The sequence below is a fragment of the Thermosynechococcus sp. OHK43 genome, from assembly GCF_014466085.1.
Lineage (GTDB): Bacteria > Cyanobacteriota > Cyanobacteriia > Thermosynechococcales > Thermosynechococcaceae > Thermosynechococcus.
This window is the reverse complement of sequence record NZ_JACOMP010000244.1, coordinates 1-11,811: the sequence shown is the minus strand read 5'-3', so window position 1 is coordinate 11,811 and position 11,811 is coordinate 1. Positions and strand designations below refer to the sequence as shown.

Annotated in this window: 15 protein-coding genes; 2 read left to right on the top strand and 13 right to left on the bottom strand. The window is 53.1% G+C overall.

What is annotated here, in order from left to right; all coding sequences use genetic code 11:
- Together H8Q75_RS10540 and egtC are read right to left on the bottom strand one after the other, a co-directional pair.
- Window positions 1-445, bottom strand: a 445-nt coding sequence (locus tag H8Q75_RS10540) for a DinB family protein (protein WP_297041562.1), incomplete at its 3' end; no start/stop codon positions are given.
- Window positions 420-1,202, bottom strand: coding sequence for an ergothioneine biosynthesis protein EgtC (gene egtC, locus H8Q75_RS10535; RefSeq protein ID WP_024124261.1), 783 nt, complete (start codon window positions 1,200-1,202; stop codon window positions 420-422). The genes H8Q75_RS10540 and egtC, both read right to left, overlap by 26 nt.
- 136 nt (window positions 1,203-1,338) lie before the next feature.
- On the opposite strand from egtC, the gene H8Q75_RS10530 reads away from it, so the two are divergent.
- Complete coding sequence (locus tag H8Q75_RS10530; protein ID WP_024124262.1) at window positions 1,339-2,049, top strand: DUF2232 domain-containing protein; 711 nt, start codon at window positions 1,339-1,341, stop codon at window positions 2,047-2,049.
- Here the strand turns inward: H8Q75_RS10530 and fni are convergent.
- From fni to H8Q75_RS10480, 10 genes are all read right to left on the bottom strand, one after another.
- Complete coding sequence (fni, locus tag H8Q75_RS10525) at window positions 2,046-3,107, bottom strand: type 2 isopentenyl-diphosphate Delta-isomerase (protein ID WP_365971084.1); 1,062 nt, start codon at window positions 3,105-3,107, stop codon at window positions 2,046-2,048. The genes H8Q75_RS10530 and fni overlap by 4 nt on opposite strands.
- Before the next feature lie 69 nt (window positions 3,108-3,176).
- Window positions 3,177-4,313, bottom strand: coding sequence for a geranylgeranyl reductase family protein (locus H8Q75_RS10520; protein WP_024124264.1), 1,137 nt, complete (start codon window positions 4,311-4,313; stop codon window positions 3,177-3,179).
- A gap of 56 nt (window positions 4,314-4,369) precedes the next feature.
- A complete protein-coding gene (locus tag H8Q75_RS10515) occupies window positions 4,370-5,266 on the bottom strand; it encodes a cation diffusion facilitator family transporter (RefSeq protein WP_297041557.1) in 897 nt (298 codons plus the stop codon).
- A gap of 9 nt (window positions 5,267-5,275) precedes the next feature.
- The gene (gene ctpC, locus H8Q75_RS10510; protein WP_024124266.1) at window positions 5,276-6,577 is read right to left on the bottom strand and encodes a carboxyl-terminal processing protease CtpC; all 1,302 of its coding nucleotides are present in this window, start codon (window positions 6,575-6,577) and stop codon (window positions 5,276-5,278) included.
- A gap of 123 nt (window positions 6,578-6,700) precedes the next feature.
- Window positions 6,701-7,039 (bottom strand): hypothetical protein, encoded by a 339-nt coding sequence (locus H8Q75_RS10505; RefSeq protein WP_024124267.1) that lies wholly within the window; start codon window positions 7,037-7,039, stop codon window positions 6,701-6,703.
- A 66-nt stretch (window positions 7,040-7,105) separates the two neighbouring features.
- Window positions 7,106-7,993, bottom strand: coding sequence for an acetylglutamate kinase (gene argB, locus H8Q75_RS10500; RefSeq protein ID WP_024124268.1), 888 nt, complete (start codon window positions 7,991-7,993; stop codon window positions 7,106-7,108).
- A gap of 19 nt (window positions 7,994-8,012) precedes the next feature.
- Window positions 8,013-8,483 (bottom strand): hypothetical protein, encoded by a 471-nt coding sequence (locus tag H8Q75_RS10495; protein ID WP_051372760.1) that lies wholly within the window; start codon window positions 8,481-8,483, stop codon window positions 8,013-8,015.
- Window positions 8,484-8,657: 174 nt separating this feature from the next.
- Window positions 8,658-8,903 (bottom strand): chlororespiratory reduction protein 7, encoded by a 246-nt coding sequence (locus tag H8Q75_RS10490; RefSeq protein ID WP_024124270.1) that lies wholly within the window; start codon window positions 8,901-8,903, stop codon window positions 8,658-8,660.
- Window positions 8,904-8,967: 64 nt separating this feature from the next.
- Window positions 8,968-9,216, bottom strand: coding sequence for a CAP domain-containing protein (locus H8Q75_RS10485; RefSeq protein WP_051372761.1), 249 nt, complete (start codon window positions 9,214-9,216; stop codon window positions 8,968-8,970).
- A complete protein-coding gene (locus H8Q75_RS10480; protein WP_162147156.1) occupies window positions 9,195-9,368 on the bottom strand; it encodes a CAP domain-containing protein in 174 nt (57 codons plus the stop codon). Before H8Q75_RS10480 ends, H8Q75_RS10485 begins: the two co-directional genes overlap by 22 nt.
- A gap of 173 nt (window positions 9,369-9,541) precedes the next feature.
- Between H8Q75_RS10480 and groL the strand changes: the two genes are divergently transcribed.
- Complete coding sequence (gene groL / locus H8Q75_RS10475; protein ID WP_024124271.1) at window positions 9,542-11,173, top strand: chaperonin GroEL; 1,632 nt, start codon at window positions 9,542-9,544, stop codon at window positions 11,171-11,173.
- Window positions 11,174-11,248: 75 nt separating this feature from the next.
- Here groL and H8Q75_RS10470 read toward each other — a convergent pair.
- Window positions 11,249-11,811: VWA domain-containing protein (locus H8Q75_RS10470; protein ID WP_297041546.1), on the bottom strand; the 563-nt coding region annotated here is incomplete at its 5' end.

Sequence of the window (11,811 nt, the reverse complement as noted above, 5' to 3'; positions counted from 1 at the left end):
TTGTTTCACTGTGCTGAGCTTCATGCTGCAAAATCCACCACCAGAGACGAGCTTCCTGTTGCCATTGCGTGTCGCTCAGGCAGTGGAAGCGATCGCCCGTACGTTGGCGAATCTCTGCGAGGTACTCCAGTAATTGGCGTCGTGGTGGCAAGTGCTGTCGCTCCACCTTAGGTCGGCCATCGGCGGCATACCAATAGCGATCGCGATCTCTGAAACCGGAATCTTCAGGTAATAGCCAAAAGGCCTCAGTATAACCAATGTGTCCCAAATGCCACCCCACGGGACTATAGAGGGGATGGGGCTGAGCACAAAGAATTACCTCGCTCAACTGGGCAACTAATTGGAGCGTAAATTGCCGCTGGTTTTGAAAGGCTTGCCAAAAAACTTCGCGATCAAAGGGATTCCAGCGGGTCGAGGTCTCAGAAGGCGTAAATTTCTGGTTCACTGTGCAAACTCAGCAACAGCAATTTATTTTCTGGTAAAGGATACCACTCCGCTTGAGTATCTACGGGTTCTGAGGTGAGTTGAATCTTCTCGGCATCCTGACTCCAGTACAGGGTGGGGGGTGGTGTGCCCTGGGAGCAGCGGCTGGCGAGAATATACAAACCATCGGTGAGAATCATGGCGGCACTGACACGGGTAGACGCTGCCTGCGCTAGGGAAAAGACGATTTGCAGTGTTTGCCGCAGAACCATCACCGGTGACAATTGCGGATTCAACACCAATTCATTGCAAAAGAGGGCAAAGAGATGTTCAGAATCCGTCGAGCCTTCAACAATGTTGTAACAAATATCCGACAGGCGATCGCGCATTGGGCGGTGGAGGGTTTGGCGAAAGTTGTCGATAAAGCCATTGTGCATCCCCAGCCAGCGTCCCCAGCGAAAGGGTTGGGTATTCGTCATCTGCACCGCTTGCCCCGGTGTGGCACTGCGGACATTGGCCAAAAAACAGGCAGATTCAATGTAGCGGCTTAAATGCTCAGTAAAGTTGATATCATGCCACATGGGTATTGTTTGCCGATACAGAAAGGGGGGCACATCTTGGTGGGCAGCATACCAGCCCACCCCAAAGCCATCTGCATTCAAGAGTCCCGCTGTCATTTCGCGGGGTTGGTAACTTTGTACCAACAGGGAATGGGGAGCATCCACTAGGGCATGGGCAAGGGAGGTTTTGCGCCCCATATAGGCATAAAGACGACACATAGGAACATACGAATTTGTAAAATACCCTACCCACGATTCTAACTTTCAGCAAAGGATTTTTCGGGGAGCGATACCCAGTTTGAGGGCCGGCAGTAAAGCTTGCTAAAGTGTAGAGAAAAAAGGCTATCTGCAATCAATGAACCCGACGGACTCCCTAGAGGATGATTTTCCCGACATCGAAGCCCTTGTGCCCCCTGAGAAAAGCCAAAGCGTGGGGCGATCGCAAATTCAGCGTACCCTCGTCATTACGGAAACAGCCTTCCTGGCTAGTACCGCTGCCCTGCTCTGGGTGGTTAACTTTTATTTACCCGCTGGCCCAGTCCTGCGCCTGTTTTTTCCGATTCCCATTGCGTTGGTTTACTTACGCTGGAACCGCCGCGCCGCGTGGATGGCGGCCATTGTGAGTGCGTTGCTCCTTTCCGTTTTGATGGGGCCACCCCGCAGTCTGCAATTTCTCTTGCCCCACGGCATTATGGGGGTCATTTTTGGCGGCTGCTGGGCAAAAAAAGCGGGCTGGGGACGCTCCATCCTCAGTGGGGCAGTGATTGGCACTGCAGGATTTTTCTTTCAGATTAGTCTTGTGTCCATTCTCCTGGGGGAAAACCTCTGGGTTTACTTCAATCGGCAGGTCACGAATTTTATTGATTGGGTACTGGTCAATCTAAATTTGCTGCTGGAGCCAACGGTGACCTTGATCCAAGTCGTGGCACTACTGCTGGTCTTTTTCCAGTCCACGGTTTATGCCTTAGTCGTGCACATTTTGGCATGGACACTGTTGGAGCGATTGGGCAATCCCATTCCGGATCCACCGCCGTGGCTGCGCACCATCCTTGAAGAGCCTCGCTAAATCCTCTCGAGACAGCGGCGCTGATAGAGAGCTTGGGGGGTCGCACTGCCGGTACAAAATAGCACGGTTTTCAATTCCTCAAGGATAAAGTCAATGCGTTGAGCCAGTGCTTCCTCTGATTGATGGGCTACCTGCAAAAGGGGGCGAGCTAAACCGGCAAGACCTGCACCAAGGGCCAAGGCTTTGGCTACATCAATGCCATTTTTCAGTCCACCGGAGGCAATCAGGGGCGTATCTGGTAGGGCAGTGTGAATTTGCTCAAGGCAGCGAGCCGTAGGAATACCCCATTCAGCAAAGGTGTCTCCGAGAAACTGTTGACGGGCATCTTGGGCACGCGCTGCTTCCACTTTTGCCCAAGAGGTTCCCCCTGCCCCCGCCACATCAATGGCCGCTACACCCACATCCACCAATTGCTTGGCTACATCAGCACTGATACCATTGCCCACTTCCTTGACAATCACGGGCACAGGTAGGGAACGACAAAGGACGCCAATTTTCGTTAACAATCCCTTAAAGTTGCGATCGCCCCCCGTTTGCACGGCCTCTTGCAGCGGATTCAAGTGCAAAATCAGGGCATTCGCTTCTAAGAGGTCAATAATTTTTTGGCATTCACTAACGCCACAGCCATAGTTCAACTGCACTGCGCCAAGATTGGCCAACAGAGGAATGGTGGGTGCCTCCCTGCGAATCGCAAACGTGGTTGCCACCTCCGGATGCTCCAGCAGCACCCGTTGGGAGCCCACACCCATGACAATTTCCTTTTGCTGCGCCACCCGTGCTAAACGGCGATTGATTTCTCCTGCTTGGGGTGTGCCACCGGTCATGGAGGAAATCAGCAGGGGTGCTGCCAGCCGCCAGCCAAGAAACTCAACCCTCAGATCAATCTCGGCAAAGTCCAGTTCGGGCAGGGCACAATGGCGAAAGCGATACTTCTCGAAACCCGTGGTGACTTCTTGATGGCTGACATCACTTTGAATACAAAGCTTGAGGTGCTCGGCCTTGCGCTGCTCAATGGGACTGTTCACCAGTAATGTTCCTAAGTTGGGCTGCACCAACATTATAGGGGCAAGGTCTCCAAGGCTTTTTGGGCAGCTATTCACCTACATGACCAACATTCATGACCAACATTAGCGTCGAACCCCAGGCAGCCTGAAGCCCGATGCCAACAATTTCAGGCCATTGGCTGCCACATCGCGGTAGCGTAATTGGCCACAGAAAATTTGCCCCATCCGCTGTCGAGCACTTAAACGCTTGACGGCGAGTTCATAGGCAGTGCGGGGCATCCGATAAAAAAGGGTGGAGAGCCGCTTTGCCCAGATCATATCGGCGCCCCATTCCTGCTGTACTTGCTGTGAGTAATTGGCAAGGGCTTCTGGATCTCCACTGAGGGCGCGATCGATGGCGTGGGCAGCCAACATCCCAGTCAACAGAGAGGGGCGAATGCCCTCGGCAGTAAATGGATCAACGACACAGGCAGCTTCGCCAGCCAGGAGGGCATTTTGGGTATGCAGGCGTTGGTGCTGCTGCCAACAGTAGAGAGGGTGGCCATAGACCTTGACTTGATTGAAATCAACTCCAAAGGTTTCAGCATACTCTGCCCCGATCGCCCGCAGGTTTTGCTTACGCCCCAAGGCCACTGTGCCTACCCCAATAGAGTAGCCATCGCGTTTAGGAAAGTTCCAAATATAGCCATTGTGGAGGCGACCAAAGTCAAAGTGGGCTGCCGTGAGGGAATGATCAGGCATCGCTGCTTCAATCTCAATCGCTGCTCCCACCCGCTGCTGACGACCCCTAAATCCGAGCCACTTGGCCATCGAGCCTTTGGCACCGTCACAGCCAATCAGGTACTGGGCTGTAAAATCCCCTGAGGGGGTGTGTACCTGCCAGCGATCGCCCCCCCATGTCAGACCCGTTACGGGGGTTTGAGGGCGCAACTCTGCTCCCTGTCGCTGGGCCTGTTGAATTAAGAAGTAGTCAAAAACATCGCGGCGCACCATCCACATTGGCTGCTCTGGTGGAAACTCCAGAAGTTGAGCCTCTTCCCCCTGCCATGTACAGACCATTTGCGTCACTTTCAAAGAGATGGCCGGACTAAAGTCAAAGTCAAACCAGGATTGCACTTGGGGCGACACACCACCCCCACAGGGCTTATAGCGCGGCAGCGCCTCCTTTTCCAGCACCAAAACCCGTCGCCCCCGCTTTGCCAAGTGATAGGCAGCCGCACCCCCTGCAGGCCCTGAACCAACAACAATGCAATCGTACACCTGCAATAGCTTCCTTTAGTGATCCTGGCTTCAAACAGATTCTAACTCAAAAGTTCCTAGGAAACGCTGATCTGGCTCGATTGGTAGTCCGGGGGTTCAACGTGGATGACGATGCGAGCAGGTCCGTAGCGCTCCTGCAGCAGGGCTTCAATTTGCTCAGTAATGTCATGGGCCGTGGGAATATCTTCCGCCTCCACGATTAAGTGCATCTCAATAAATACTTGCCGCCCCACCATCCCCCGTGAGCTAATGTCGTGGCAATTAACTACACCGGGTACGGTCATCACTAGCTCATGGATGGCTTCGGGAGCGATCGCCACCGCATCCACCAGCCAAGGAATGTTACCTTTGAGAACTTCCCACGCACTCCAAAACACAAGAGCAGCCACCGGAAATGCCAGCACCACATCCAACCAATCCCAGTTGAAGGTCCAGACGCCAATCAGCCCTAAAAGCACAATGACGGTTGTCCACACATCGCTCAGGGTATGCTTGGCGTCGGCAATTAAAACAGAATTTTTCAGCCGATGCCCCATATGGTGCTCATAGAGGGTGAGGCCAATATTGATGCCGAGAACCAAGATCACAATCCAGAGTTCTGCCCCTGTAATTGTTACAGTATGGGTTTGATGTAAAAGGCGTTCAACGGCACTTTGTAAAATCTCAAAGCAGACCATGCCCAAAAAGGCAGCAATCCCCACTGCACCGAGGGCTTCAAACTTTTGGTGACCGTAGGGATGATCGCGATCAGGGTGGGGATTCGCCCACTGCATAGCCACTAAGCCCAAGATACTGCTACCGGCATCGGTCAGACTGTGTAGAGCATCGGCTTGTAAACTCAAGGACTGACTGAGAACCCCAACAACAGCCTTGATGACGGTCAGGGCGACATTTACCCCTAGCGCCAAGAACAATACCCGCTGGGCTTGTCGGCGACGGTCGGCCACAGTCATCACCAAACTCTAAGGATGGGCGGGCTGAGCAGGGAGTGCCGATTGAGTATTGCGCCGCTCCGCTAGGATGCGTTCATTGAGAACCGCTAGCGCCCGCATAAATTGGGGATCGCGATCAGTGGCAATGTCATCGCGCGTGAGTTGCTGCCGCTGCTGCTCCGTGAGCGTGACTTCAACATCGGGTTCAATGCCCTTCTTGTTAATATCACGGCCACTGGGGGTAAAGTATTTGGCGATCGTCACCGCAATCCCTGCCCCTTCTCCCACCGGCTGGACCGACTGCACCAAGCCCTTACCAAAGGTGCGCGTTCCCACCAATACAGCACGGCCATTGTCCTGTAGGGCACCCGCGAGGATTTCGCTGGCACTGGCAGACCCGCCATCAATGAGTACCACCAGGGGCTTATTGGTGAGGAAGCCGCGACCAGCGCGTAAGCGTTCTGCTTCCCCTTGGCGATTGACCGTAGAGACAATATCCCCCTGCTTTAGAAACATGCGGGCAATTTCAGCACTGGCAAAGAGGAGGCCGCCGGGATTGGAGCGTAAATCTAGAACATAGCCTTCAACACCTTGCTTTTCTAACTCACGGATAGCTGTGCGCATTTCCGCTGCTGCATTAGAGCTAAAGGTAACCAGGCGAATATAGCCCACCCGTCCTTGGGGAGTTTGGCGCAGGCTGTAGCGCACAGGATGAATTTCAATACGGGCACGGGTAATCTCATAGTTCAAGATTTGATCGCCCCGCCGGATCGTCAGGCGCACTTTTGTATTCACAGGTCCACGGATCATGCCAACTGCTTGGTTGAGATCCATGCCCTTAGTGGATTTGCCGTCAATTTTTAGGATCACATCCTTAGCCATTAAGCCCATCTCAGCGGCTGGACTCCCTTCAATGGGAGAAACCACCGTGATCTCTTTTGTCTTTTCGTCCTGGGTAATTGTGATACCTACCCCCGTGAGTTCACCAGAGGTTTCAATTTGCATGGATCGAAATTGCTCGGGATCCATAAAACGGGTATAGGGATCATTGAGCTTTTCTAGCATTTCCCGCGCCGCTTTGTAGGCCTCTTCGGGTTTGGTATAGTTGCGGGAGAGAAATTCCCGCCGCACCGCACGCCAATCATTGCCATTGAAGGTGGCATCAACGTATTCACGGTCAATGACCTGCCACACTTCATCCACCAGTTCCTTCGGACTTTGGCGAAAACCCGCTAGGCTACGGGACCAGTGAAGACCCGCACCCGTGACCGCAACCAATGCCGTCATGACCACTGTCGTACTGACAACGAGCGTGCGGTGTGTGATTCCCATATGATTCGTCCTAAATTTTCAACCCTTTAGCCTACGCCCAATCTAGCACAAAGACTGGCCTTGGCTGTGGGCGATCGCCAGCTCAAGCTAATTTGAAGAACGTTACTTCCTGTCAAAAAGTTCCTAGCCGCCAAATTGCCGCCGCACACAATAGTTTACACTCTCATCTAAGACACGCTGCGCCTGCCGCTGGCGACGGGACTGGGGTTGGCCACCATTGGGATCAAGGTCTTGAAAATCGGCGTAGCTCAACCGCTCCTGAATATAGTTGATGGAGCACTGACAAATGTTACTCATCACCGAGCGAGCTAAAATGGGCGCCGATCGCCGGCCACGCTCAATGCAGGTATCCATAAAACTATTCACAGCCACTTGGGGGTAGGGTTGGGGAATGGCGCGTGCTAGCAGTGTCAGGCTAGTGGCTAAGCCGCTACTCATTAAAATCAAAGAGAATAGTTTCATAAAATAGACGCTTACACTAAAACATCCTTGTTATACCTGAGGACGCCCTTTTTCATGCAAAAAGTTTCAACCACTAAAGGCGCTATCATAGGCTGCATTGGACCCCACTAGCATCGAGCCAATCCCTGAATCGGTAAAAATCTCCAGCAACAGGGCGTGGGGCACTCGGCCATCAATAATGTGTGCTGCTTTCACGCCTTGAGCGAGCGATCGCACGCAACAGGTGACTTTGGGAATCATCCCCCCCGAGACAACCCCCTCTTTAATCAGTTGCCGCGCTTCAGCAATGTCAAGGCGATAAATAAGGGTACTGGGGTCGCGATAATCCCGTAAAATGCCGGCGGTGTCCGTCAGTAAAATCAGCTTCTCAGCCCCCAAGGCCGCTGCAATCTCGCCAGCAACCGTATCGGCATTGATGTTGTAGGCTTGCCCAGTATCATCGGCAGCCACACTGGAAATCACAGGAATATACCCTTTCTCCACCAGTGCTGTAATCACACGGGTATCCACCCCCTGCACTTCACCCACAAAGCCAATGCTATCTTCCCCTTTGGCACGGGCACGAATCAGGTTGCCATCTTTCCCACACAGCCCCACCGCTTGCCCGCCCGCCTGATTGATCAGGGTCACAATTTCTTTGTTGACGCGGCCCACCAAGACCATCTCCACCACATCCATCGTCGCGGCATCGGTGACGCGCAGCCCATTTTTGAATTGCGGTTCAATGTTGAGCTTGGCGAGCCAAGTATTGATCTCTGGGCCACCCCCATGAACCACCACAGGGCGAATCCCCACATAGGAGAGAAAGACAATATCGCGAATCACGGAATCTTTGAGCTGCTCTTCCTTCATGGCGGCGCCGCCGTATTTGACGACAAAGGTGCGCCCAGCAAAGGCTTGGAGATAGGGAAGGGCTTCACTGAGAACACGAACGCGATCGCTATCGCTGAGCATAGTCTTCTCTCTTGTCAGTCTAAAAATCTAAACAGGGATCAATGGGGGGCTTGGCAGAGGGGGGCTCCTTCTCAGCGGCGATCGCCAAACGGGCGGCCAACACTGCCGCATAGTCGCGAATCAGGGACCAAATCAGGGGAGCCAGCCAGCCCCGCAGCATCACTGAGCAGGAAATCTGACTGCCACAGACCGTCGATTCTAAACGATAGGTCACCCGTTCCTCTACTCCCGGCAAAACCAAAATGCGAATACTCAACAGTTTCCCTGGTGATACCCGTTCGACAAAAATCTGAATCGGCCAAGGAATCCAACGGGTCATTGCTTGGAAAATAAACCCCGGCTTAGGTACAAGTCCGTAGGGCACATTCGTGCGCAAAATCAAGGGATGCCACGACACATCAGCCAAATTCACCACTTTGCGCCAGATCAAATCCACCGATGCAGAGCTGAGGGCCTGATAGGTGCCTGCCAACGGCCAACTATAGGTCATTTGTTGTTTTTTCTTTGGTTGACGACGGCGATCGGCCACAGTTTTGCTACCCTGATATTCCTGAGGAGTTGGACACCAAGAAAGAATCAATAATCGTCTGATTATTGAGCTAAGAGCCTTATCTATATTAGAACGGAATTTTCCGAGCAGGAGTTTCGTAACCCTGTGTAACAATTATTTTTCTAAACGCACGGCGTACCACTGGAGGTAGCCACCATTGGCCAATGGCAGTTCACAAGCCGTTGTCATGAGGTACTGGGCACGACTTTCCACATCAGGCAAGGCCAGGAGATCTGGTGCGAGGGAAACCTCTGTTTCTGTCAAGTACTCAATCAGCTTGGCCTGTAGCTCCATGGGGGTGAGAAAGGTCTCATCGCTGGTAGTGGATTCAAGGACAACGTACATTTCTTCAGTGAACATGGCGCATGTGACTAGCTTTGATGACATTGACATTCTTCGATCTGTTGACTAAGTTTTGCTCCCCTTACTGGGGTGGCAGCGCAAACATTTGTACAGCATAGACCTTGTCCCCTACGGAATTCAAAGCAATGCCAAAACCAAAACGGGTAAATTCAGGCCGAAGGATATTTTGGCGGTGCCCTTCACTATCCATCCAACCTTTGTGGCAGCGCTCAATTAGCTGATAGTGGAGCACCAATCCGGGGGTGCCCTTCTGCTGCATGATATTTTCACCGCCGCCACCGCGACCCCCTAGGGCGATAAAGCCATCCATTGGCGATTGTCCCTCAAAATTGGTATGGCTAAAGTATTGGCATTTGAGCATATCTTCGGCTGTTGTGCTGCCTCTGCAAGTACCTGATCGGCAACAAGGGGCGGCAGTCCATTGAGCTGGCGATCGCGATTCACCCGCCGACGGTCAGCCATGGCCAAGAAGCTTGTTGATGTGTGGCCGGTATAGGCGAGCAAGTGCGGAATCCCCCACATCTTTTCGTATTGCCCTGAGACACTGCTGCAGAGTATCGTGAACATTGGCTTGCAGTCTGCGAAGTTTGCAGTTCCTCAATTCTGATCTCCAAGTTATTAAAGGATAGCCACCGATGGCAAAGTTAGTTGCATTTCATGAAGAGTCCCGGCGATCGCTCGAACGCGGAATTAATGCCCTTGCCGATGCCGTGAAAATTACCCTTGGCCCCAAAGGGCGCAATGTGGTGCTCGAGAAAAAGTATGGTGCACCGCAAATTGTCAACGATGGCGTGACGATCGCCAAAGAAATCGAACTGGAAGATGCCTACGAAAATACTGGTGCTCAACTCATGCGGGAAGTAGCCGCCAAAACCAATGATGTGGTTGGGGATGGCACAACCACCGCAACCGTCCTTGCCCAAGCCCTGATCCGGGAAGGTCTCAAAAACGTGGCTGCCGGTGCCAACCCCATTGCTCTTAAGCGGGGCATGGAAAAAGCCATCAAAACAATTGTGGATGCCATTGCCGAAGTAGCCAAACCTGTTGAGGGGGAAATGATTGCCCAAGTGGCAACCGTTTCTGCCGGCAACGACCCCGAAGTGGGGGCAATGATTAGTGAAGCCATGGCCAAGGTGGGCAAAGATGGCGTGATCACCATTGAAGAATCGAAATCCCTGAATACAGAAATGGAAATTGTTGAGGGGATGCAGTTTGATCGCGGCTACATCTCCCCCTACTTTGTCACCGATCCAGAGCGGATGATTGTCCAACTCAACAATGCTTATCTGCTCCTGACGGACAAAAAAATTACGAGCATCCAAGACCTAATTCCCACCCTAGAAAGGGTGGCTCGCAGTGGTCGTCCCCTCGTGATTATTGCCGAAGACGTGGAAGGAGAAGCCCTGGCCACACTGGTGGTCAATAAACTGCGGGGCGTCCTCAATGTGGTCGCTGTTAAGGCTCCAGCCTTTGGCGAACGCCGTAAAGCCATGCTCGAAGACATTGCCATTCTCACGGGTGGTCAAGTCATTTCTGAAGAAGTTGGTCTGACCCTAGAGGATGTGGAACTCACAATGCTGGGGGAAGCCTCTTCTGTCACCGTCACCAAAGACACGACAACCCTTGTGTCGGAGAAGGGCAATAAAGCCGATATTCAAAAGCGGGTCGAACAGCTCAAGAAGCAGTTAGCTGAGACCGACTCCGAATACGACAAAGAAAAGCTACAGGAGCGGATTGCCAAGCTCGTGGGCGGTGTGGCTGTGATCAAAGTAGGTGCCGCCACCGAAACAGAATTGAAGGATCGCAAACTCCGCTTGGAAGATGCCCTCAATGCTACAAAAGCAGCAGTGGCTGAAGGGATTGTCCCTGGCGGTGGCGTGACGTTGCTCCACTTGGCCAGTCGCATTGACGCACTGCTGCCTCGCCTTAGTCCTGAGGAACAAACGGGTGCGCGCATCGTCGCCAGTGCCTTGGCGGCGCCAGTGGCTCAAATTGCTGACAATGCTGGTGCCGAAGGAGCCGTTGTCGTCGAAAATGTCCGTGCTGGTGACTTTAACTATGGCTTTAATGCCGCAACCGGCACCTATGAAGATCTGGTCAGTGCAGGTATTATTGACCCGGCCAAAGTGGTACGCTCTGCCCTGCAAAATGCAGGTTCGATCGCTGGCATGGTACTGACCACAGAAGCCCTGGTGGTCGAAAAACCGGAACCTAAACCCGCAGCCCCCGCTAATGGCGGTATGGGGGGCATGGGCGGCATGATGTAGGCTACCTGCCCTCATACTTTCCTATTTTCCTATTTTCTCTCCTCTCTAACTGGGGGGAGAGTTTTTGATGCGTAGCTAAAATTGCAGGGCGTTCTGGGTTACTTGGGCGATCGCCTGATCGGTGGCCTTAGGTAGATGGTAATACTTACCCCCCGCTTGCCGTGCCAATTCCTTGCCCATCCCTGTGGAGACAAACTTATTCTCAGTATCAATTACCAAGAGCTTTAGACCCAGGGCTTGAATCTTGGCGGCAATTTCCAGTACCTCGGCTTTGACATCCGGCTTGGTCTGCGGCGGTATGGTTTCCCCAAGGGAACGACTCAAGGGGACATTCCCCCGACCATCGGTGATAGCCACAATCATCACTTGACCAATTTCACCGCTTTGCCGGGCATTCAAGCCCACCCGTACCGCTTGGGTTAGGCCATGGGCAAGGGGAGAGCCACCCCCACAGGGCAGCGTTTCCAGGCGGCGCCGCGCTGCTTCAATGGAGCGAGTGGGGGGTAGGAGCACCTCTGCCTGTTCACCGCGAAAGGGAATGAGAGCCACCATATCACGATTTTGATAGGCTTGGGTCAAAAGGCGGAGGACGGCTCCTTTGGCGGAGTTCATGCGGTTCAGCGCCATCGACCCAGAGG